The organism is Pseudomonas sp. p1(2021b), assembly GCF_020151015.1.
Classification (GTDB): Bacteria; Pseudomonadota; Gammaproteobacteria; order Pseudomonadales; family Pseudomonadaceae; genus Aquipseudomonas; species Aquipseudomonas putida_K.
In genome coordinates this window covers 3357933-3380610 of the sequence record NZ_CP083746.1, presented here as the reverse complement: position 1 = coordinate 3380610, position 22678 = coordinate 3357933, and the positions used below count along the sequence as shown (strand labels likewise).

The window sequence follows — 22678 nt, the reverse complement described above, 5'->3', positions numbered from 1 at the left end:
CCGGGCGCGAGGCGACAACTGCCATCAGATCGGAGTTTTGAAGACCATGAGTGTGGAAACTCAAAAGGAAACCCTGGGCTTCCAGACCGAGGTGAAGCAGCTGCTGCACCTCATGATCCATTCGCTGTATTCGAACAAGGAGATCTTCCTGCGTGAGCTGATCTCCAACGCCTCCGACGCCGCCGACAAGCTGCGTTTCGAAGCCTTGGCCAAGCCTGAGCTGCTCGAGGGCGACGCCGACCTCAAGATCCGCGTGAGCTTCGACAAGGACGCCGGCACCGTGACCCTCGAGGACAACGGCATCGGCATGAGCCGCGAAGACGTGATCACCCACCTGGGCACCATCGCCAAGTCCGGTACTGCCGACTTCATGAAGAACCTGACCGGCGACCAGAAGAAAGACTCGCACCTGATCGGCCAGTTCGGTGTCGGCTTCTATTCTGCGTTCATCGTCGCCGACAAGGTCGACGTCTTCAGCCGCCGTGCCGGCCTGCCGGCCGCCGAGGGCGTGCACTGGTCCTCCAAGGGCGAGGGCGAGTTCGAAGTTGCCACGGTCGAGAAACCACAGCGTGGCACCCGTATCGTCCTGCACCTGAAGAAGGGCGAGGAAGAGTTCGCTGACGCCTGGCGCCTGCGCAATGTGATCAAGAAGTACTCCGACCACATCGCCCTGCCGATCCAGCTGCCCAAAGAGCAGGCCGCCGCCGAAGGCGAGGAGCAGCCAGCCGAGGAATGGGAAACCGTCAACCGCGCCAGCGCCCTGTGGACCCGTCCGCGTACCGAGATCAAGGACGAGGAATACCAGGAGTTCTACAAGCACATCGGCCATGACTTCGAGAACCCGCTGGCCTGGAGCCACAACAAGGTCGAAGGCAAGCTCGAATACAACTCGCTGCTGTACGTGCCGGCCCGTGCGCCGTTCGACCTGTACCAGCGCGAAGCGCCACGCGGCCTGAAGCTGTACGTGCAGCGCGTGTTCATCATGGACCAGGCCGAATCGTTCCTGCCGCTGTACCTGCGCTTCATCAAGGGTGTGGTCGACTCCAACGACCTGTCGCTGAACGTTTCTCGCGAGATTCTGCAGAAGGACCCGATCATCGATTCGATGAAGTCAGCCCTGACCAAGCGTGTGCTGGACATGCTGGAAAAACTGGCGAAGAACGAGCCGGAGCAGTACAAGGGCTTCTGGAAGAACTTCGGCCAGGTGATGAAGGAAGGCCCGGCCGAGGACTTCGCCAACAAGGAGAAGATCGCAGGCCTGCTGCGCTTCGCCTCGACCTCCGACGACAGCGGCGAGCAGAGCGTTGCCCTGGCCGACTACCTGGCCCGCGCCAAGGAAGGTCAGGACAAGATCTACTACCTGACCGGCGAGTCCTATGCGCAGGTCAAGAACAGCCCGCACCTGGAAGTCTTCCGCAAGAAAGGCATCGAGGTCCTGCTGCTGACCGACCGCATCGACGAGTGGCTGATGAGCTACCTCAACGAGTTCGATGGCAAGGCCTTCGTCGACGTCGCCCGTGGCGACCTGGACCTCGGTGCCCTGGATTCGGAGGAAGACAAGAAGGCCCAGGAAGAAGTCGCCAAGGAGAAGGAAGGCCTGGTCGAGCGCCTGAAGACGGCCTTGGGTGACAGCGTCGCCGAGGTGCGCGTCTCGCACCGCCTGACCGACTCGCCGGCGATCCTGGCCATCGGTGAGCAGGACCTTGGCCTGCAGATGCGCCAGATCCTCGAGGCCAGCGGCCAGAAGGTGCCTGAATCCAAGCCGATCTTCGAGTTCAACCCGGGCCACCCGCTGATCGAGAAGCTGGATAACGAACAGAGCGAGGACCGCTTCGCGGAGCTGTCGCATATCCTGTTCGACCAGGCGGCCCTGGCGGCCGGCGACAGCCTGAAGGACCCGGCGGCCTACGTTCGTCGCCTGAACAAGCTGCTGGTCGAGTTGTCTGCTTGAGTTGATGCAAGGAAAGCCCGCTTCGGCGGGCTTTTTTCATGATGCAAGGAGGAGTTTGATGAGCAAGGTAATCGTCGAGTCGCTGGTCTATCACCTGGCCGGCAAGGCCTACGAAAGCCGCCTGGTCTATGCCCCGGGGGCGCTGCCGCAGCCGGGCCTGGTGATGGCGCCGAACTGGATGGGCATCGGCGAGGGCGCCGAGCGGATCGCCAAGGAAGTCGCCAGCCAGGGCTACGTGGTGTTGATCGCCGACCTGTACGGGCAGTCGCTGCGGCCTTCGAATGCGGACGAGGCCGGGGCGGCGATGATGCCGCTCAAGAACGACCGCGCCGAGCTGCGCAAGCGCATGGAAGAGGCCCTGGCGCAGCTGCTGGGGCAGTCCAAGGCGTTGCTGGCTCCGGGCAAGGTCGCGACCTTTGGCTTCTGCTTCGGCGGTTGCTGTGCCCTGGAGCTGGCCCGTACCGGTGCCGACCTGCAGGCAGCGGTGTCGTTCCACGGCACCCTGGATACGCCGAACCCGGCCGATGCCAAGCGCATCAAGGGCTCGGTGCTGGTGCTGCATGGTGCGTCCGACCCGCTGGTGCCCAAGGAGCAGTTGCCGGCGTTCGAGGACGAGATGAACGCTGCCAAGGTGGACTGGCAGCTGCTGAGCTATGGCGGCGCGGTGCATTCGTTCACCGACCCTGAGGCCAATGTGCCAGGCAAGATGCAGTACGACCGGCGCACGTCCGAGCGCGCCTTCCGGGCGATGTTCAACCTGCTGGATGAGGTATTCCAGAAGTAGTGCGTTGCCTGCATCGCGGGGCAAGCCCGTTCCCACCGATTGGGTGCAGCGGCGCCTATGTGGGAGCGGGCTTGCCCCGCGATCAAGGCGACTCGGTATCGCGCCTCAGCGCGGCAATTCGATCCGCGACGTCTCTCCCGGTACCTTGGGCCAATCCCCTGCAGCCCACCTGGCCCTGGCCTGCTCGATCAATTCCGGATCACTGGCCACGAAGTTCCAGTTCATCCGCCGCGGCCCGTCCAGCGGTGCGCCACCGATCAATACCAGCTGGCACTCGCCTTGCGCGTACAGTGTCACTTCCTCGCCTTCCGGCAGCACCAGCAAATTGCAGGGTTCGACCTCGTCTTCTCCCACCAGCAGTTCGCCATCGAGCAGGTACAAGGCGCGCTGGGCGTGTTCGGTGGGCACCGTAAGCGTGGTCGCCGCCTGCATCTGCACCAGGGCATACAGGGTAGGGGAGAGCACCGGTACCGGGGATTGCAGGCAAAAGCCTTGGCCGGCAATCATGCAGATGCTCACGCCCAGGCTGTCGCTGACCGGCAGGCTGGCCGCCGGGTGATGGCTGTAGCTCGCAGGCCCTTGCTCGAACGCCCTGGGTGAAGCCAGCCAGACCTGCAGACCGTGCAGGCGCGAGCCGTCAGCGAAGGCTTCGGCCGGCGTACGTTCGACATGGGCCACGCCGCTGCCTGCGGTCATCCAGCTCACGTCGCCGGGCAGCACGCGCTGCTCGGAGCCCAGGCTGTCCTTGTGCAGGATCTGGCCTTCGAACAGGTAGGTCAGGGTCGACAGGCCGATATGCGGGTGCTGGCGGATGTCCATGCCGGTGCCGGGGGCGTAGTCGGTTTCCAGCATGTGATCGAAGAACACGAAGGGGCCGACGCTACGGCACTGGGCCGACGGCAGCGGGCGCAGGATGGGCTGGCCCTCGACCGATTCGGCGCGTGGGTGGATGACCAGGGGGCGGCTCATGGCAGGGCTCCAGGCAGGCAACGGATGCCCCTAGCATAGCGGGTTGGGGCGCAGCGCTGAACCGCCTGGCTTACCTGTCGGTCTACTGTTTTCGTACGCCCGAAAAGGACATTGCCCATGATTGTCAGAGCGCTGACTTGCTTGCTGTTGTCGGGAGGGTTGTGCCTGGCGGCGCAGGCTCGCGATTACCGCTACAGCGACGCTCACCTGCACTACGTCGATTTCTTCCAGGAAAGCGAAGGCATGCCGGCATTGCTCCAGGCGATGGATGCGGCAGGCATCGACCAGTCGATGATTTCCGGGATTCCGGTGGCCAAGAAATGGCACGAGGACGAGCCCAAGCGCCCCCGCTACTACGCAGGCGATGACGCCGAAGCCTACTGGTACAGTGCCACCGACCTCTATGTGGCCGCGGCGCTGGAGAAACTGCCGGCCGAGCAGCGGCGGCGCTTTCACCCGTTCATCAGTGGCTTCAACCCGGTGGACAAGAATGCCGTGCATCATGTCGAGCGAATGCTCGAGCTCTATCCCGGCCTGTGGCAGGGCATCGGCGAGGTGTTCACCCGCCACGACGACCTGACCGCCTTGACCAGCGGCGATACCCCACGGGCCAACAACGAGGCCATGACCCGCATCTATCACCTGGCCGCCGAGCACGACCTGCCGGTGCTGATCCACTCCAACATCACCTCCAAGCGCGAACGCAACCCGCTCTACTTGGCTGAGATCGAGCAGCCGCTGCGCGACCATCCGCATACCCGCTTCATCTGGGCCCATGCCGGTACCAGCATGGAGATCCACCGGCACCAGACGCAGATGAAGTTCCTCCTGCCTGTGGTCACCCGGTTGCTGGAAACCTACCCGAACCTGTACATCGACCTGTCCTGGAGCATGCGCGAGCCCTACCTGCTCGATGAGCACGGCAAGCCGCGCAAGGCGTGGCTGGCGCTGGTCGAGCGCTTCCCCGAGCGCTTCATGCTCGGCTCCGATGTGGTGGGGCGCTTCTCCAGCCTCGGCGAGCAAATGAAAGGCTTCGATCCGTTCCTTGATGCGCTGCCGGACGAGGTGGCCCGCAAGGTGGCGCGGGAGAACTTCCTCAGCGTATTGCCTGGGGCGCCAAGATAGCGTCTTTACACAGTGCGGCCCTGGGGCTGCTTTGCAGCCCTTTCGCGGCAAAAGGCCGCTCCTACCTGTCCGGTGTAGGAGCGGCCTTGCGCCGCGAAAGGGGCGCACAGCGCCCCCGGCAATCTCCAGGCGCACAAATGAAAACGCCCCGAACCAGTCGGGGCGTTTTCGTTACGGCAGGGTCAGGCTGTCACTTGCCAGTCCAGCGCTTGAGCACCAGGGTGGCGTTGGTGCCACCGAAACCGAAGCTGTTGCTCATGACCGTATCGATCTTGGCGTTTTCTTCGGTCTTGCGCAGGATCGGCAGGTCGGCGACCTCCGGGTCCAGCTCGTCGATATTGGCGGAGCCGGCGATGAAGTTGTTTTCCATCATCAGCAGGCAGTAGATCGCCTCGTGCACGCCCGCGGCGCCCAGCGAGTGGCCCGACAGGCTCTTGGTCGAGCTGATCTTCGGTGCCTTGTCGCCGAACACTTCACGCACGCCCTTGATCTCGGCGACATCGCCGACCGGGGTGGAAGTGCCGTGGGTGTTCAGGTAGTCGATCGGGGTGTCGACGGTGGACAGCGCCTGCTGCATGCAGCGGATCGCGCCTTCGCCGCTCGGAGCGACCATGTCGTAGCCGTCGGACGTCGCGCCGTAGCCAACGATTTCGGCGTAGATCTTGGCGCCACGGGCCAGGGCGTGTTCCAGCTCCTCGACCACCACCATGCCGCCGCCGCCTGCGATGACGAAGCCATCACGGTCGGCGTCGTAGGCGCGCGATGCCAGTTCAGGGGTTTCGTTGCGCTTGGTCGACAGGGCGCCCATGGCATCGAACAGGAACGACTGGCTCCAGTGCTCTTCTTCACCGCCGCCGGCGAAGACGATGTCCTGTTTGCCCCATTGGATCTGCTCCAGAGCGGTGCCGATGCAGTGTGCCGAAGTGGCGCAGGCCGACGAGATCGAGTAGTTGATGCCCTTGATCTTGAACGGGGTGGCCAGGCACGCCGATACGGTGCTGCCCATGGTGCGGGTGACGCGGTACGGGCCGACGCGCTTGACGCCTTTCTCGCGCAGGGTGTCCAGGGCTTCCATCTGGTTCAGGGTGGAGGCGCCGCCGGAGCCGGCGACCAGGCCGGTACGCGGGTTGGAGACTTGCTCCTCGGTCAGGCCGGCGTCCTTGATCGCGTCCTGCATCGCCAGGTAGGCATAGGCAGCGGCGTGGCCGACGAAGCGATAGACCTTGCGGTCGATCAGCTCTTCGAGGTTGAGGTCGATGGAACCGGAAACCTGGCTACGCAGCCCCATTTCCTTGTATTCCGGGTTGTAACGGATACCCGGACGGCTGTTGCGCAGGTTTTCGGTGACGGTAGCTTTGTCATTGCCCAGGCACGATACGATGCCCAGACCAGTGATAACGACGCGGCGCATGCGAATAACCCTTAGAAATTGTCAGTGGAGGTGAACACGCCGACCCGCAGGCCTTCGGCGGTGTAGATCTCGCGACCGTCGACGCTGACCGAGCCATCGGCGATGGCCATGTTCAGCTTGCCCTTCAGGACGCGCTTGATGTGAATGTTGTAGGTGACCTTCTGGGCCGACGGCAGTACCTGGCCGAAGAATTTCACTTCGCCCGAGCCCAGGGCGCGGCCACGGCCCGGCAGGCCCTGCCAGCCGAGGAAGAAACCGACCAGCTGCCACATGGCGTCCAGGCCCAGGCAGCCCGGCATGACCGGATCGCCTTCGAAGTGGCAGGCGAAGAACCACAGGTCCGGATTGATATCCAGCTCGGCGACCAATTCACCTTTGCCGTACTTGCCGCCTTCGGCGCTGATATGGGTGATGCGATCGACCATCAGCATGTTCGGGGCGGGCAGTTGCGCATTACCTGGGCCGAACAGCTCACCGCGACTGCAGCGCAGCAAATCTTCCCGAGTAAAGGCGTTTTGTTTGGTCATGCGAGCTCCTCAATAATCCCCGTGCGGCTGGGGCTGAATCTTCCCGGCCGGCCCGACGTGCGTTGAGTCCGGGGCGGCAGCTTACAAGTAGACTATTGCGTTGTGGTGAAAGTCACAGCGCACCTGGCAAAGAAGTACAGGTGTGCACTGAAACGCTTATTTTCAAGGCCTGGGCAGGTCCTGTCTAGTGGCCACGGCGCGAATTCCGATGCTTGCGTCGCCAGGCGACCCCCTCCATGACAGCGAACGAGCCTCGCCCGGGCCCATATTTCCCCTAGACTGACGCATTTGCGCGCTAATCGCCAGTGGCGGCTGTCCGGCCGGACAACCAGTGTTGCAGCACCTGCTGCAATTCCGTGCGTTTGAACGGCTTGCTCAGGTAGTCGTTCATGCCCGCGGCCAGGCACCGCTCGCGGTCGCCCTGCAACGCGTTGGCGGTCAGGGCGATGATCGGCAGCTGTGCGGTATCTGGCAGCAGCCGAATGCGCCGGGTGGCCTCATAGCCGTCCACCACAGGCAGGCGGCAATCCATCAGGACGGCGGCGAATGACTGCTGGGCGACCTGGTCCACCGCCTGGGCACCATCGCTGGCGATGCTGACATCGAAGCCCAGGCTGCGCAGCATGGCATCGATGACGCTCTGGTTGACCGGGTTGTCCTCCACCAGCAGGATGCGTCCGCCTTGCAGCGGCGTCTGGCGCTCCGTGCTGGTGCTGGGCAGGGCTGCCGAGGGCGAGGCCAGGGGCAGGGGGATTTCCAGGGTGAAGGTCGAACCCAGGCCCTCGCGGCTTTCGCCACGCAGTTGCCCACCCATGCGTTCGGCCAGGGTGCGCGCGATCGCCAGGCCCAGGCCGGTACCGCCATAGCGCCGGGAAATCGAACTGTCGGCCTGCTGGAACGCCACGAACATCATTTCCAGCCGGTCGCTGTCGATGCCGATGCCGGTGTCGCGTACTGCACAGGTGAACCACGCCAGCTGCGGGTCGAGCATGTGCCAGCGGGCGTCCACCTCCACCTGGCCTTGCTCGGTGAACTTCAAGGCGTTGCCGATCAGGTTCAGCAGGATCTGGCGGATCCGGGTCGGGTCGCCGGTGACCTGCAACCGGTCGATCCCTGGCAGCAGTTGCAGGCGCAGGTCCAGCCCGCGCTGCTGGGCACTGTGCTGGAACGATTGCACGCAATTGGCGACCAGCTCGCCGAGGTTGAAGCCGATCTGCTCCAGCTCCACGGCGGTGCGCTCGATGCGCGAGAAATCGAGGATGTCGTTGATCACCTTGAGCAGGTGGCCGGTCGATTCGCTGGCCACCGCGGTGTAGTCGGCCTGCTCGCTGGTCAGCTGGGTGGTCTCGAGCAGCTGCAGCATGCCCAGCACGCCGTTCATGGGGGTACGCAGTTCGTGGCTCATCATCGCCAGGAAGTCCGACTTGGCCCGGTTGGCCTGCTCGGCCTCTTCGCGGGCTTGGGTCAGCTGGGCGATGGCCTGCTTCTGTTCGGCGCTGGCCTGGTCCAGGGCGCTGGCCAGGTTGTTGATGTGGCGGGCCAGGTGACCCAGTTCACTGTCATCGACCACCGGCAGTGGCACATTGAATTCACCCTTCTGGATGGCCTTGACCGCATGCCCCATGTCGCTGATCGGCTTGGCCAGGCTCATGGCCAGGCGCCGCGCGAGGAGGAAGGTGAACAGCAGGGCGAACAAGGCCAGGATGCCCGCCTTGGTGAGGATTTCCTGCTGACGCTGGCTGAATGCGTCGTCCGACATGCCGACGATGACGCGGCCCAGGTAGTCGTCGCCAACGCTTGGGACGGGCGTGTTGCCTTCTTGCAGGAAGTCGTTGTCCAGGCGGATCTGCTGCAGGCGGATCGGCGCCTGGAACACTTCCACACGCTGGGCTCGGTTGATGTTCTCGCCGTTCTGCTCGACGTACACCAGGATATGGTTGCGGCTGTCCTGGACTTCCAGAAAGCGCACGTGGGGAATGCTCAGCGTGGCCCGCATCAGGCTCTCCAGCACCTCGTTGTTGCCGGAGATCACGCCGTACTCCGAAGCTGGCGCCAGCTGGTTGGCGATCAGCTGGCCAGTATGGTTGAGCTCCTGGCGCAAGTCCTGGATACGCACGAAGGTGAAGAAACTGATCAGCAGCAAGGTGAGCAGCAGGGCAGGGCCCAGGCTGATCATCTGGGTGCGGGTATGGATGTCCCAGCTCAGGCGGTTGCTCATGGCAGGGGTTCTCCTTCGGCCAGCACCACGGCCGCGGCCTCGGCGTCGATCGGCTCAAGGCCCAGGGCACGTGCCACCTGTTGGTTGCCGGTCACCCCATAGTGCGCGGGGTAGTGGCTGCGTGGCCAACTGGCTGGAGGGCGGTCGAGCAACTGATCGAGCACGGCCAGCCAGTCGTCCTGGTCGCTGAAGGTACTGGCCAGGGCCCCGGCGCGGACGAAGCCGGCATTCGGACCCACCAGCGCCATCTGCCGGCCATAGGTGCTGAGCAGGACGTTCTTGGCGGTCTTGGAGTTGTACAGGTCCGGGTCGTCGATCCCCAGCAGGACGTCGCTGTTACCCAGCAGGCGTTGCAGGGGCCGACTGTCACGCGGGTCCGGCCAGTCCTGGGCAACAATCTCCAGACCCAGCGGACGGGCTGCCAGGCGCAGCTCGTCAAGCAGGAAGCGGCTGTGCTCGCCATACAGCACACCGACCCGGCGAGCCTGGGGCAGCAGGTAGCGAACCAGGCGCAACTGCCGAGCGGGCGGTGGGTCGCTCCACAGCAGGCAGAGGTACGCCGGCCGCGACTTTCCCAGGCGTTGTTCGGCCTGTACACGGCTGACCCTCAGGGCCAGGGCAGGCGGCCCCGCAGCCTCGCCCAGGCGCCATTCCAGGGCCGCGACATCGAGCAGCACCAGGCGCACGTCGGCCTTCAACTGGCCGGGCCGCGGCAGATCCACCACGGTCTTGAAGTGCACCTGATCCTGAGGGCGGTGCGCTTGCAGGGCGCTGACGAAGCTGCGGATGCCCGGTTGGTCGCTGGCCCCGACCAGCAGCACCTCACTGGCCGATACCGTGCCCAGCGGCCAGAGGCAGAACAGCAACAGGCGCAGCAACAGGCGCATCAGAACTCGAGCTCCGCGCTGACACTCAGGCGATGGCGGCTGTCGTAGCGGTTCTGTTCGAGGGTGACCGGCTCGTCGTCCAGGCGTTGCTGCCACAGTGCAGCCAGCTCAAGGCTGGTGCCCTGGAAGCGAAAGCGCTTGGCCAGGCGCAGGTCCATGCGCTCGTAGCGGTAGCCGTTGAGGGCGTCGTCGCCGTAGTAGAAGAGGGCGCTCGACCAGCCTTCGCCCCAATCGCGCATCCAGCCGGCCGAGCCGCTGTTGCGCGCGCTGAGGCGGCGGTCGTTGGGGTTGCTGGCCCAGGCGTCGACGTAGGCGTAGGTCAGGCGCAGGCGGTCGTGCAGGGTGGGGCGCCAGTCCAGCTGCGCCTCGCTGCCGCTGAAGCGGGCCTTGTTGGCATTGCTGGCGATGTACTGGTTGTTGCGCAGCGGCTCGCTGATCATTCCGGTGATCTCGTCGTAGAACAGCTTCACATCCATGCTCAGGTCGATGTCGCTGAAGTTGCCGTTGTAGCCCAGCTCGCGCGAGCGCATGCGCTCTTGTTCGAGGTTGCCCGGACCGCGGGTCTTGACGAAGTATTCGCCGCTCTTGAACCCGTAAATGTTGGAGCTCAGGTTGTCGACCGTGTAGCTCCAGTTGACGTTATTCTCGAACATGTCCGGCGAGCGCACGGCTTCGGAATACACCGCACGTAACCCATGACGCGGGGTGATCAGGTAGTTGACGGCCATGCGCGGCGTGAGCGAGCTGCCGGAAAGCCGGGAGTCTTCGAACATCGCGCCGCCCTGGACGATCCAGTGCTCGTTGGCGCGCCATTCCAGTTGGCCGAACAGGCGCCAGGTCTGGTCGTCCAGGCTGCCGTTGAAGTAGGTCTGCGAGTCGGCCCGGTCGTAACGGTAGTTCATGCCGCTGAGCAGACGCAGGTTTTCGGTCAGGCTCAGGGTGTCCTGGATCTCCAGGTCGAAGCGGCTCTCGCGGGTGCTTTGGTCGACGTCGCCGCAGACGGTGTCGCTGGCACCGTTGCTCCATTCATTCTGGACCTGGTCGAGCAGGTCGTTGAGCACCGGGTCGCTCGTGGTGGGCAGGCTGTCCTTGCCCTTGTTGATGTTGCGCGCCACGCGTTCGGCGAAATTCGGGTCCAGTTGCCACATCCGCGTCATCTGCGGGCTGAACGCCAGCGCGGCATCACAGGCGCGCCAGACCTGCTCGCGCTCGAAATGCTGGGCCGAGCTCTGGATATAGAAGCTGTGCTCGGGGTTGAAGTCGATGTTCCAGCGTACCGAGCCTGCGTAGTCCTTGGCATTGACGTCGGCATTGTCACCGGTGAGGGTGTTGCGAAACACCGGCTGGTAGGTATACGGGCGCTGGTTGCTGCCTTCCTTGGCCGCCAGTTGCCACTCCAGGGTCTGATTCATGGCCAGGTTGTGGCTGGCGCTGAGGTTGAAGCGATTCAGGCGACGGCTGTCGCGGTAGTCGTTGCCGAGCGCGTCCGAATCGAAGCCATCATCCTGCATGCCGGACAGCGACAGGCGCATGTCGCCGCCTTCCCAGCCGAAGCCCTGGCTTGCATAGAAGTCGTTGATGCCATCCTGGCCGCGGGTCACCTTCAAGCGGGTACCGTGGCTGTCGGCTGGGTTGCGGGTGAGGATGTTGACCACCGCCATCAGGGCATTGGCGCCATAGCTGACGGTATTGGGGCCGCGGAACACCTCGATGCGGTCGATGTCCTCGATGGCCAGCGGGATGTCGCTCCAGTCCACCGTGGCCAGGCCCGCGCGGTACACCGAGCGGCCATCGATCAGCACCTGCATGCGCCGGGCATCGCTGACGTTGCTGCCGTGGTAGTTGACCGTCGGCTGGTTGCCGGCGCCGTAGCCGACCATCATGCCGGGCACCAGGCGCATCAGCTCGGGGATATCACGCGCGCCGCTGGCGCGGATCAGTTCGGCATCGAGCACCGTCATGCTGCCGGGTACGGCCGCCGGGGATTGTTTGAGACGGGTTGCGGTCAGAACCTGGGGCAGGTCCTGGTTGTCGAGGAACATGTCGTCGGCCACGGCCGGGCCGCCCACGAGGGCAGTCAGCAACAACAGGCGCGGGAAGGGTGGCGTGCCAGGGAACACGGTACGGCCTTGTTTCGGGGATGAAACAGGCATGTTAACCGACCGTTTGGGTTTTGCCAGTGCCCTGTGCTGCCCATGACCTGTTTGCGACAGCTCTGACACTGGCCCTGTCGCATACGCACCGTATAATGCCCCGGTCGCCACTTAACTTATTGGCTTTAACGGATTGGATATGACTGAACAGCAACCTGTTGCAGTTCTGGGAGGCGGCAGCTTCGGCACCGCCGTGGCGAACCTGCTGGCGGAGAACGGCGTGCCGGTGCGCCAATGGATGCGTGACCCGGAGCAGGCCGAGGCCATGCGCGTCAATCGCGAGAATCCGCGCTACCTCAAGGGCATCCGCCTGCATGACGGGGTCGAGCCGGTCAATGACCTGCTGGCCACCCTGCAGGCTTGCGACCTGATCTTCGTCGCGCTGCCGTCCAGTGCCCTGCGCAGCGTGCTGGCGCCCCATGCCCAGCTGCTGCGCGGCAAGGGCCTGGTGAGCCTGACCAAGGGCATCGAGGCGCAAAGCTTCAAGCTGATGAGCCAGATCCTCGAAGAGATCGCTCCACAGGCTCGCATCGGCGTGCTCTCGGGGCCGAACCTGGCACGTGAGATCGCCGAGCACGCCCTGACTGCCACCGTGGTGGCGAGCGAGGATGAAGACCTTTGCCAGCGGGTGCAGGCCGTGCTGCACGGGCGCACCTTCCGCGTGTACGCCAGCGCCGACCGCTTCGGTGTCGAGCTGGGTGGGGCGCTGAAGAACGTCTACGCGATCATCGCTGGCATGGCCGTGGCCCTGGGCATGGGCGAGAACACCAAGAGCATGCTGATCACCCGTGCCCTGGCCGAGATGACCCGCTTCGCCGTGAGCCTGGGCGCCAACCCCATGACCTTCCTGGGCCTTGCCGGCGTCGGCGACCTGATCGTCACCTGTTCCTCGCCCAAAAGCCGCAACTACCAGGTTGGCCACGCCTTGGGCCAGGGCCTGAGTCTGGAGCAGGCGGTCAGCCGCCTGGGCGAGGTGGCCGAGGGCGTCAACACCCTCAAAGTGCTCAAGGCCAAGGCCCAGGAGGTTCAGGTATACATGCCGCTGGTGGCCGGGCTGCATGCGATCCTGTTCGAAGGGCGTACCCTGAACCAGGTGATCGAGCACCTGATGCGTGCCGAACCCAAGACCGACGTCGATTTCATTTCCATCAGCGGTTTCAACTGACCCCGGAGCCAATCCATGAATGACCCTGTAAACCGCGCCGAGCGCGAATCGATCATCCTGCGGGTACTGTGGATGCTGGTATTCCTGTTGGTCTGGCATGTGGCCCAACTGCTGCTGGGCGGCCTGGTGCTGGTGCAACTGATCTACCGCCTGGTCTATGGCGCGCCCAACGGCAGCCTGATGAACTTCGGCGACAGCCTCAGCCAGTACCTGGCGCAGATCGGTCGCTTCGGCACCTTCCACAGCGACCAGAAGCCCTGGCCGTTTGCTGACTGGCCAGCGCCCCGCGCCCCGGAGGGCGAGCAACCCCATGAGGTGGCCGCGGCCGCCCACCCGGTGCGTGACGAGGAGCCCAAGCTGTGAAGCTCTGGGTGCTGCGCCATGGCGAGGCCGAGCCGCGGGCCAACACCGATGCCGAGCGGCGCCTGACCGCCCACGGGCGCGAGCAGGTCGTGCGCAGCGCTGCGCGCCTGTTGGGGCAGCCACTGGATGCGATCATCGCCAGCCCCTACGTGCGGGCCCAGCAGACGGCGGCGCTGGTACACGATGCACTCGGGTTCGCCGAACCGGTGCGCACGGTTTCCTGGCTGACCCCTGACAGCGCTGCCGGCGAGGTGATCAGCGAGCTGGACAAGCTGGGCCTGGAGCAGGTGCTGCTGGTGAGCCACCAACCGTTGGTGGGTAACCTGGTGGGTATGCTGGAGCATGGCCATGGCCAGCAACCGGCGCCCATGAGCACCGCCAGCCTGGCGGAGCTCGAAGGGGATTGGCCGCTGGCGGGGTTGATGACCTTGCGGGGGCTGCATCACGCGGGGTGAGTGGTAATGTTCCCTTAAAGCGCTTCGGTGCTTGTCAGATCGAGCGCCGCGCGGGCGGCGCTCGATCTGACGGGCAGCACCTGTCTCAAGGCCTACCCTGACAACCTTAAATGAACAGACGAAGCAGCACACAACGGGCCCCAAGTGCCATAAAGGCCCGCGAATGGCCTGATCGCCGTCTCGGATGACTTTTCCGAACGTTGCCGCCCCTGCGCCCCTTGTCGAAAATGAACGCTCATTTTCCACGCAGACCCGGCCGTCATGTCGCAGCAGATCTTCTTCGCCCACGCCAACGGCTTCCCCTCGGCCACCTACGGCAAGCTGTTCGCCGCCCTGGCGCCGGACTACCAGGTCCAGCACCTGGCCCAGCATGCCCATGACCCGCGCTTCCCGGTCGACGACAACTGGCAGAACCTGGTCGATGAACTGCTGCACCACCTTGCCCGGCAAGAGCAGCCGGTGTGGGGCGTCGGCCATTCCCTGGGCGGGGTGCTGCACCTGCATGCGGCACTACGCTGCCCGCAGTACTACCGTGGCGTGGTGATGCTCGACTCCCCGGTGCTGACCCGTGCCGACCAGTGGCTGATCCGTGCGGCCAAGCGTTTTGGTTTCATCGACCGCATCACGCCGGCTGGGCGCACCCTGGGGCGACGCGAGGCCTTTCCCGATCGCGACAGCGCCCGGGCCTACTTCGCCAGCAAGACCCTGTTCCGCCACTTCGATCCCGAGTGCCTGGAGGCGTACCTCGAGCACGGCCTGCAGGCGACCGGGGAGGGCTTGCGCCTTTGCTTCGACCCGGACACCGAAATCCGCATCTACCGCAGCATTCCCCATGTCAGCCCGGCGCCCGCGCGCCGGTTGCAGGTGCCCTTGGCCATGGTGCGCGGCGATCACAGCGGGGTGATTCGCCGGCACCATGCCCTGGCCGTACGTACCCTGCCCAAGGGTGAATACCACAGCATCCCGGGCGGGCACATGTTCCCGCTGGAGCGTCCGGGCGATACCGCCAGCCTGCTCAAAGGCCTGTTCGCCCGCTGGAGCCGCCCATGAACACGCAGGTCGAGGAGGTCCGCCTCGCCCTGGGCCACATCGAGCTGGCCGCGCACCTGTTCGGCCCGGCCGATGGCCTACCGGTGATCGCCCTGCACGGCTGGCTGGACAACGCCAACAGCTTCATCCGCCTGGCGCCGCGCTTGAAAGGCCTGCGCATCGTCGCCCTGGACCTGGCCGGGCATGGGTATTCCGAACACCGCCCCCAAGGCGCCGGCTACGCCTTGACCGACTACGCCCACGACGTGCTGCGGGTGGCCGAGCAGTTGGGCTGGCAGCGTTTTGGCCTGATCGGGCATTCCTTGGGGGCGATCATTTCGGTGCAGTTGGCCGGCGCCTTGCCAGACCGAGTCAGCCACCTGGCGCTGATCGACGGCGTGGTACCGCCCACCGGGCGTGAACAGGACGCTGCCGAGCGCCTGGGCATGGCCCTGCAGGCACAGCTGCGCCTGGACGGCAAGCGCAAGTCGGTGTATCCGACCCTGGAGGAGGGCGTGCAGGCGCGCATGAAGGGCATGGTCGCGGTCAGCCGCGAAGCCGCCGAGCTGCTCGCCCAGCGTGGCCTGATGCCGGTCCCGGGTGGCTACAGCTGGCGCAGCGACAGCCGCCTGACCCTGCCATCGCCGATGCGCCTGAACGACGCCCAGGCCATGGCCTTCGTCCAGCGAGTCGCATGCCCGGCCTGCCTGGTGGTGGCCGCCGACGGCATGCTCGTCCGCCACACGGCCTTGCTGGAGCAGCTACCCTTCGAGCAGGTCACCTTGCCCGGTGGCCATCACCTGCACCTGAACGACGAACACGGTGCAACCCTTGTTGCAGACTGTTTCAATCGCTTCTTCGGCTTTTCTTGACTTGCACCGAACAAGTGTCGAGGCTTGGCGGGTTGAACAGGGAGACAACCATGCACATGCCAGACATCCTGGACAGTTTCACCGGCGCCCTGGGCGTAAAGGGTGGCCGATGAGCGCACGTATTTTTATCGCCGCGTGCCTGGGCCTGGCCAGCCCGTTGTCGTGGGCGGGCAGCCTGCCGGTGCCGGTGGACGCCAAGGTGGTCGACCAGCGGCCGGCCGTGGAGCAGGAACGGGTCTACCCCATGGGCCCGCTGCGCAAGATCAGTGGCCGGTTGCGGGTCGAGGAAAAAGTCGAGAGCCGCGGGCAGGTGAGTTCCGTCACCTACGAGCTGCCTGTGGAGCGCACTGCCCGTGAAGCCTTCACCAGCGCCCGCGAAGCCCTGCAGCGCGATGGCGGCTACCCGCTGTTCTGGTGCCAGGGCCGCGATTGCGGCGAGGCCAGCCTATGGGCCAACGAGGTGTTCGCCAACGCCCGGCTCAACGGCGGCGACGAGCAGCAGGCGTTCATCCTCCTGCGCCGCTCTGCCGACGAGGCCGACACCCTGGTCTCACTCTACAGCGTCACCCGGGGCAACCGCCGCGCCTATCTGCATGTCGAGGAGTTCGTCTCCGCCAGCCCCCTGGGCGAGCTGCTGCCGACCCCGGCCACGGTGCTGCGCGAGCTGCGCGACACCGGCAAGCTGGACTACCCTGACCTGGCCGCGCCGCAACCGGCGTGGGTGGCCTTGCTCGGGCGCAGCCTGAACCTGGACAGCACCTTGCGCGCCAGCCTCAGCGGCGCCCAGGCCGAAGCCTGGCGCGAGCAACTGGTGCAGGCTGGCGTGCGCGCCGCGCGCCTGGAAGTGGGCACTGCCACCACCGATGGGCTGCACCTGGAATTGATCCGTTGAGCGGAGTGCCACGATGGCCAACAATGACCGGCTGTTGATCCAGATCCTTCTCCTGGCCTTGCTCGGCGCCGGCCTGTGGGTCATGGCCCCGTTCATCTCGGCGTTGCTGTGGGGCGCGATCCTGGCCTTTGCCAGCTGGCCGTTGATGCGCCTGCTCACGCGGGCCTTGGGTGGGCGGGAAACTCTCGCTGCGGGCCTGCTCACCGCCGTGTGGATTCTGCTGGTGGCCCTGCCGCTGGTGTGGTTGGGTTTCAACCTGGCCGACCACATCCGCGACGCCACCGCTTTCGTGCGCGACGTGCAGGTCGATGGCCTGCCCGATGCGCCGGCCTGGCTGGGCAACATGCCCTTCGTGGGGGAACGCCTGGTGGCTTGGTGGGCGTCCCTGGACCAACAGGGCGCTGCGCTGCTGGCGTCGGTCAAGCCGCACCTGGGCCAGGTGGGCAACTGGTTGCTGGCACGCAGCGCGCAGATCGGCAGCGGCGTGCTCGAGCTGACCCTGAGCCTGGTGTTCGTGTTCTTCTTCTATCGCGACGGGCCACGCCTGGCGGCCTTCGTCCTGCGCCTGCTGCAGCGGCTGATGGGCGAGCGCGCCGAGTACTACCTGGACCTGGTGGCCGGGACCGTGCAGCGTGTGGTCAACGGCGTGATCGGCACCGCCGCCGCCCAGGGCCTGCTGGCCATGATCGGTTTCCTGATCGCCGGCGTACCGGGTGCCATCGTGCTGGGGCTGGTCACCTTCATGCTCAGCCTGATCCCCATGGGGCCGCCGCTGGCCTGGATACCTGCCACCGGCTGGCTGGTGTGGAAGGGCGAGTACGGCATGGCGGTGTTCCTCGGCTTGTGGGGCACCTTCATCATCAGTGGCGTGGACAACGTGCTCAAGCCTTACTTGATCAGCCGCGGCGGCAACCTGCCGTTGGTGATCGTGCTGCTCGGGGTGTTCGGTGGGTTGATCGCCTTCGGCTTCATCGGCCTGTTCATCGGCCCGACCTTGCTGGCCGTGGGCTACAGCCTGCTGCTGGACTGGAGCCGCAACGCCGGGCAGCAGCCCCCGCAGGCGCAGCCATAACGATAGCCCCACGCGGTTCCCTTGTAGGAGCGGCCTCGCGCCGCGAAAGAGCCGCGCGGCGGCCCCAGGATTTCATCGATAACGCCACGACAACTGGGGCCGCCTTGCGGCCCTTTCGCGGCACAAGGCCGCTCCTACTTGTCCCGCGATTGGGCCGGTTCAGGCACCGAAAACAGCTGATTTTTACGCACTCTTTATGCCCTGACCCACCCCCCGATCTCGCCCCTTTACGCCCCTGACTCGGACAATTTCCCTAAAGCGGCCCAAGCCGTGGAACGGGAGATTCGCACATGAACATGCTCGATGGGGTGTCGCTGCTATTGGCAGTGGCGTTGGCGGTTTACCTGCTGGTGGCGCTGCTGCGCGCCGATCGCGGCTAGGGAGTGGCCATGCACAGTTACGACTATGTATTGCTGGCGGCATTCTTCGCCATCGTGCTGCTGCCTGCGCCTTGGCTTGGGCGGTTCTGCTTCAGGGTCATGGAAGGCCGGCGGACCTGGCTGTCACCGGTGCTCGGGCCGGTGGAGCGGGGATGCTACCGCCTGGCTGGCGTACGTGCCGAGCAGGAACAGAACTGGAAGCAGTACACCTTGGCGCTGCTGGCGTTCAACCTGGTGGGCTTCGTGATCCTGTTCGCGGTGTTGCTGCTGCAGGGCAGCCTGCCGCTCAACCCGCAACACCTGGCGGGCCAGGAGTGGTCGCTGGCGTTCAACACCGCCGTGAGCTTCATGACCAACACCAATTGGCAGGCCTACAGCGGCGAGGCTTCGGTCAGCTACCTGAGCCAGATGATCGGCCTGACCGTGCAGAACTTCGTCAGTGCCGCCACTGGCCTGGCCGTACTGGTCGCCTTGTGCCGGGGCATCGCTCGGCGTTCGGCCACCACGGTGGGCAACTTCTGGGTGGACCTGACGCGCGCCACCCTCTACGTGCTGCTGCCGCTGTGCCTGGTGCTGGCGCTGCTGCTGGTATGGCAGGGCGTGCCGCAGACCTTCGCCGACTATACCCATGCCCTGACCCTGCAAGGCGCCGACCAGACCATCCCCCTGGGCCCGGCCGCCAGCCAGATCGCCATCAAGCAACTGGGCACCAACGGCGGTGGCTTCTTCGGCGTCAACTCCGCCCACCCCTTCGAGAACCCCACGGCCTGGAGCAACCTGTTCGAGGTGGCATCGATCATCCTCATTCCGGCAGCGCTGGTGTTCACGTTCGGCCACTACGTCAAGGACCTGCGCCAGAGCCGCGCCATCCTCGCCTGCATGCTCGGCTTGTTCCTGATCGGCGGTGCTGCGGCGCTGTGGTCCGAGCAACAGCCCAACCCGGCCCTGCAAAGCGCCCAGGTGCAACAAGCCGCACCGCTGGAGGGCAAGGAGAGCCGCTTCGGCACGACCGCCTCGGTGCTGTGGACGGTCACCACCACGGCTGCCTCCAACGGTTCGGTCAATGCCATGCATGACAGCCTCAACCCCCTGACCGGTATGGTGGCCATGGTCAACATGATGGTGGGCGAGGTGATCTTCGGCGGCGTGGGGGCTGGCCTGTACGGCATGCTGCTGTTCGTGCTGGTCGCCGTGTTCCTGGCGGGCCTGATGATCGGGCGCACGCCGGAATACCTGGGCAAGAAACTCCAGGCGCGAGAGGTGCAACTGCTGGTGGTGACCTTGTTGGTGATGCCGATCGGTGTGCTGGTGCTCGGGGCCCTCGCCGCCAGCCTGCCAGGCCCTGCTGGTGCGGTGACCAACCCGGGCCCCCACGGCTTCAGCCAGTTGCTCTATGCCTATACCTCGGGCACGGCCAACAACGGCTCGGCGTTCGCCGGCTTCGGCGCCAACACCCCGTACCACAATCTGATGATCGGCCTGGCCATGCTCCTCGGCCGCTTCGGCTACATCCTGCCGGTGCTGGCGCTGGCGGGCAGCCTGGCGGCGAAGCAGCGCGCCCCCCAAGGCTTGAACAGCTTCCCCACCCATGGCCCGCTGTTCACCGTCCTGCTGCTGGTGACCATCCTGCTGGTCGGTGGCCTGACCTTCCTGCCGACCCTGGCCCTGGGGCCGGTCGCCGAATACCTGAGCCTGGGTTTCTGAGGAATCCTCCATGAACATGCCCATTTCCGATGTGAACACCCATCACGCTGCTGCCGACCAGACCCGTTTTGCCGCCCTCTGGCGCCCGGCCCTGGTGCAAGCCTTCGTCAAGCTCGACCCACGCCAGCTCAAGCGCTCGCCGGTGATGCTGGTGGTGGCGCTTACCGCCGTGCTGACCACTGTGCTGTGTGTGGCCCCCGGCAGTGGCGTGAGCGTAGGCGTCGCAGCGCAGATCGCCCTGTGGCTGTGGTTCACCGTGTTGTGCGCCAACTTTGCCGAAGCCCTCGCCGAAGGCCGTGGCAAGGCCCGAGCCGACAGCCTCAAGGCCGGTAGCCAGGGCCTGGTCGCGAAACGGCGTAGAAGCGACGGCTCGTTCGAAACCATCGCCGCCACCCAGTTGCGCAAGGGCGATGTGGTCAAGGTCGTCGCCGGCGAGTTTATTCCGGGCGATGGCGAGGTGCTCGACGGCATCGCCGCGGTCAACGAGGCGGCCATCACCGGTGAGTCGGCGCCGGTGATCCGTGAGTCCGGCGGTGACCGCTCGGCCGTCACCGGCAACACCCGCCTGGTCTCCGACTGGCTGCTGGTCCGCATCACCAGCAACCCCGGCGAGTCGACCCTGGACCGCATGATCGCCCTGGTCGAAGGCGCCAAGCGCCAGAAGACACCCAACGAGATCGCCCTGGACATCCTGCTGATCGGCTTGACCCTGATCTTCCTGATCGTGGTGGTCACCCTGCAGCCGTTCGCCCATTTCGCCGGAGGCAGCCTGCCGCTGATCTTCCTCGCCGCGCTGCTGGTGACGCTGATCCCGACCACCATCGGCGGCCTGCTCTCGGCCATCGGTATCGCCGGCATGGATCGCCTGGTGCGGCTGAACGTCATCGCCCGTTCGGGCCGCGCCGTGGAGGCCGCCGGCGATGTGCACACGCTGATGCTCGACAAGACCGGCACCATCACCTTCGGCAACCGCCGCTGCAGCGCTCTGCATGCAGCACCGGGCATCACTGCGCGCGAGCTGGGGGAGGGGGCATGGCTTGCATCGCTCGCCGATGACACCGCCGAGGGCAAGTCGATCGTCGAGTACCTGCGCCAGCAGTACGACTTCGACGAACCCACGGCAGGCGAAGTCGCGCCGATTGCCTTCAGTGCCGAAACCCGCTTGTCCGGCGTCGACTTGCAACAGCGCCGCTACCGCAAGGGCGCGGTGGATGCGGTGCTGGCCTTCGTCGGCATGCAACGCCTGGACATGCCGGCCCCCCTGGCCCGCGAGGTGGAGCGTATCGCCCAGGGGGGCGGCACGCCGCTGCTGGTATGCCTGGATACGCGCCTGCTGGGGGTGATCCATCTCAAGGACGTGGTCAAACCCGGCATCCGCGAGCGCTTCGCCGAGCTGCGCAAGCTGGGTATCCGCACGGTGATGGTCACCGGCGACAACCCACTCACCGCCGCTGCTATCGCCGCCGAGGCCGGGGTGGACGATGTGCTCGCCGAAGCCACACCGGAGAAGAAGCTGGCGCGCATCCGCCAGGAACAAGGTGACGGTCGCCTGGTGGCCATGTGCGGCGATGGCGCCAACGATGCCCCGGCCCTGGCCCAGGCCGATGTCGGCATGGCCATGAACGATGGCACCCAGGCCGCACGCGAGGCGGCCAACATGGTCGACCTGGACAGCGACCCGACCAAGTTGCTGGACGTGGTACAGGTGGGCAAGGAGCTGCTGGTCACCCGTGGTGCGCTGACCACCTTCTCCATCGCCAATGACGTGGCCAAGTACTTCGCCATCCTGCCGGCGCTGTTCGCCTCGATCTACCCGCAACTGGGCGTACTCAACCTGATGCAACTGCAAAGCCCGCAGAGCGCGATCCTCTCGGCCATCGTGTTCAACGCCCTGATCATCATCGTGCTGATCCCGCTCGCCCTGCGCGGTGTGCGGGTGCAAGCCGCGAGCGCGGCCCAGCTGCTGCGGCGCAACCTGCTGATCTACGGCGTGGGCGGCATCATCGTGCCATTCGCCGGGATCAAGTTGATCGACCTGCTGCTCAATGCCCTGCACCTGGTTTGAAGGAGACGAACATGACGACCTACCTGCGCCCGGCCCTGAGCCTGGCCCTGTCGATGACGCTGATCACCGGCGCCCTCTATCCCCTGGCAGTGACCGGCATCGCCCAGGTGGCTTTCCCCGAGCAGGCCAATGGCAGCCTGGTCCACGACGAGCAGGGCCGCGTGCGCGGCTCGACGCTGATCGCCCAGGCGTTCGAGGGCGATGCCTGGTTCCATTCACGGCCTTCGGCGGGCGGCTACGCCACGGTGGCCAGCAGCGCGAGCAATCTCTCACCGAGCAATACGGCGTTGGCCGAGCGGGTCAAGGCCGATGCGGCAGCGCTCTATCACGCAGGGCAGGGCCCTGTGCCGCTGGCTTTGCTGACCACTTCGGGCAGCGGCCTGGACCCGCAGCTTCCACCGGAAGCGGTCGCCTACCAGATTCCGCGTGTGGCAGCAGCACGACAGGTGCCAGTGGAGCGCTTGCAAGCCTTGCTCGAAGAGGCCACCCTCCACCCATTGATCGGCCCGCCTGTGGTCAATGTGCTGGCGCTGAACCAGGCTCTGCAGCGTTTGGCGCCTGTGTCTCCGCGTGTAGGAGCGGTCTTGTGCCGCGAAAGGGCTGCGAAGCAGCCCCAGGATTTGTGCGATAACGCCCAGATAGCTGGGGCCGCCTTG

General features: G+C 65.5%; 19 protein-coding genes and 1 pseudogene. 14 read left to right on the top strand and 6 right to left on the bottom strand.

The window, feature by feature from the left end; all coding sequences use genetic code 11:
* The first annotated feature begins 46 nt into the window (after positions 1 to 46).
* Both htpG and K8374_RS15655 read left to right on the top strand, forming a co-directional pair.
* Positions 47 to 1951: a molecular chaperone HtpG gene (gene htpG, locus K8374_RS15660; protein ID WP_224456319.1), complete on the top strand. Its 1905-nt coding sequence runs from the start codon at positions 47 to 49 to the stop codon at positions 1949 to 1951.
* 58 nt (positions 1952 to 2009) lie between these two features.
* Complete coding sequence (locus tag K8374_RS15655) at positions 2010 to 2735, top strand: dienelactone hydrolase family protein (RefSeq protein ID WP_224456318.1); 726 nt, start codon at positions 2010 to 2012, stop codon at positions 2733 to 2735.
* Positions 2736 to 2840: 105 nt separating this feature from the next.
* Here K8374_RS15655 and K8374_RS15650 read toward each other — a convergent pair whose 3' ends face one another.
* Entirely contained in the window at positions 2841 to 3704 is an 864-nt protein-coding gene (locus K8374_RS15650; RefSeq protein WP_224456317.1) for a pirin family protein, read from the bottom strand.
* A 117-nt stretch (positions 3705 to 3821) separates the two neighbouring features.
* Between K8374_RS15650 and K8374_RS15645 the strand changes: the two genes are divergently transcribed.
* Positions 3822 to 4829 (top strand): amidohydrolase family protein, encoded by a 1008-nt coding sequence (locus K8374_RS15645; RefSeq protein ID WP_224456316.1) that lies wholly within the window; start codon positions 3822 to 3824, stop codon positions 4827 to 4829.
* A 190-nt stretch (positions 4830 to 5019) separates the two neighbouring features.
* Here the strand turns inward: K8374_RS15645 and fabB are convergent, their stop codons facing one another.
* The 5 genes from fabB to K8374_RS15620 form a co-directional block, all read right to left on the bottom strand.
* Positions 5020 to 6240 carry a beta-ketoacyl-ACP synthase I gene (fabB, locus tag K8374_RS15640; RefSeq protein ID WP_084854676.1) on the bottom strand — a complete coding sequence of 407 codons (1221 nt, stop codon included), beginning with the start codon at positions 6238 to 6240 and terminating at the stop codon, positions 5020 to 5022.
* An 11-nt stretch (positions 6241 to 6251) separates the two neighbouring features.
* Complete coding sequence (gene fabA / locus K8374_RS15635; protein ID WP_043211383.1) at positions 6252 to 6767, bottom strand: 3-hydroxyacyl-[acyl-carrier-protein] dehydratase FabA; 516 nt, start codon at positions 6765 to 6767, stop codon at positions 6252 to 6254.
* A gap of 295 nt (positions 6768 to 7062) precedes the next feature.
* The gene (locus K8374_RS15630) at positions 7063 to 8985 is read right to left on the bottom strand and encodes an ATP-binding protein (protein ID WP_224456315.1); all 1923 of its coding nucleotides are present in this window, start codon (positions 8983 to 8985) and stop codon (positions 7063 to 7065) included.
* A complete protein-coding gene (locus K8374_RS15625) occupies positions 8982 to 9872 on the bottom strand; it encodes an ABC transporter substrate-binding protein (protein WP_224456314.1) in 891 nt (296 codons plus the stop codon). The genes K8374_RS15630 and K8374_RS15625 overlap by 4 nt, the downstream gene beginning before the upstream one ends.
* Complete coding sequence (locus K8374_RS15620) at positions 9872 to 12025, bottom strand: TonB-dependent receptor plug domain-containing protein (RefSeq protein ID WP_224456313.1); 2154 nt, start codon at positions 12023 to 12025, stop codon at positions 9872 to 9874. The genes K8374_RS15625 and K8374_RS15620 overlap by 1 nt, the downstream gene beginning before the upstream one ends.
* A gap of 139 nt (positions 12026 to 12164) precedes the next feature.
* Between K8374_RS15620 and K8374_RS15615 the strand changes: the two genes are divergently transcribed.
* The 11 genes and pseudogenes from K8374_RS15615 to kdpC form a co-directional block, all read left to right on the top strand.
* Positions 12165 to 13190, top strand: coding sequence for an NAD(P)H-dependent glycerol-3-phosphate dehydrogenase (locus tag K8374_RS15615; RefSeq protein WP_224456312.1), 1026 nt, complete (start codon positions 12165 to 12167; stop codon positions 13188 to 13190).
* Positions 13191 to 13205: 15 nt separating this feature from the next.
* Positions 13206 to 13553: a DUF4389 domain-containing protein gene (locus K8374_RS15610; RefSeq protein ID WP_224456311.1), complete on the top strand. Its 348-nt coding sequence runs from the start codon at positions 13206 to 13208 to the stop codon at positions 13551 to 13553.
* The gene (sixA, locus tag K8374_RS15605; protein ID WP_224456310.1) at positions 13550 to 14008 is read left to right on the top strand and encodes a phosphohistidine phosphatase SixA; all 459 of its coding nucleotides are present in this window, start codon (positions 13550 to 13552) and stop codon (positions 14006 to 14008) included. The genes K8374_RS15610 and sixA overlap by 4 nt, the downstream gene beginning before the upstream one ends.
* 261 nt (positions 14009 to 14269) lie before the next feature.
* Complete coding sequence (locus tag K8374_RS15600) at positions 14270 to 15058, top strand: alpha/beta fold hydrolase (RefSeq protein WP_224456309.1); 789 nt, start codon at positions 14270 to 14272, stop codon at positions 15056 to 15058.
* Positions 15055 to 15909 (top strand): alpha/beta hydrolase, encoded by an 855-nt coding sequence (locus tag K8374_RS15595; RefSeq protein WP_224456308.1) that lies wholly within the window; start codon positions 15055 to 15057, stop codon positions 15907 to 15909. The genes K8374_RS15600 and K8374_RS15595 overlap by 4 nt, the downstream gene beginning before the upstream one ends.
* Positions 15910 to 16018: 109 nt before the next feature.
* Positions 16019 to 16801, top strand: coding sequence for a DUF4892 domain-containing protein (locus tag K8374_RS15590; protein WP_224456307.1), 783 nt, complete (start codon positions 16019 to 16021; stop codon positions 16799 to 16801).
* A gap of 13 nt (positions 16802 to 16814) precedes the next feature.
* The gene (locus tag K8374_RS15585; protein ID WP_224456306.1) at positions 16815 to 17873 is read left to right on the top strand and encodes an AI-2E family transporter; all 1059 of its coding nucleotides are present in this window, start codon (positions 16815 to 16817) and stop codon (positions 17871 to 17873) included.
* A gap of 290 nt (positions 17874 to 18163) precedes the next feature.
* Positions 18164 to 18253 (top strand): K(+)-transporting ATPase subunit F, encoded by a 90-nt coding sequence (kdpF, locus tag K8374_RS15580; RefSeq protein WP_224456305.1) that lies wholly within the window; start codon positions 18164 to 18166, stop codon positions 18251 to 18253.
* A gap of 9 nt (positions 18254 to 18262) precedes the next feature.
* Complete coding sequence (kdpA, locus tag K8374_RS15575) at positions 18263 to 19957, top strand: potassium-transporting ATPase subunit KdpA (protein WP_224456304.1); 1695 nt, start codon at positions 18263 to 18265, stop codon at positions 19955 to 19957.
* A gap of 10 nt (positions 19958 to 19967) precedes the next feature.
* Positions 19968 to 22022: a potassium-transporting ATPase subunit KdpB gene (kdpB, locus tag K8374_RS15570; protein WP_224456303.1), complete on the top strand. Its 2055-nt coding sequence runs from the start codon at positions 19968 to 19970 to the stop codon at positions 22020 to 22022.
* A gap of 11 nt (positions 22023 to 22033) precedes the next feature.
* Positions 22034 to 22585 (top strand): annotated as a pseudogene (gene kdpC / locus K8374_RS15565) (potassium-transporting ATPase subunit KdpC); the annotation flags it as partial.
* Positions 22586 to 22678 lie beyond the last annotated feature (93 nt).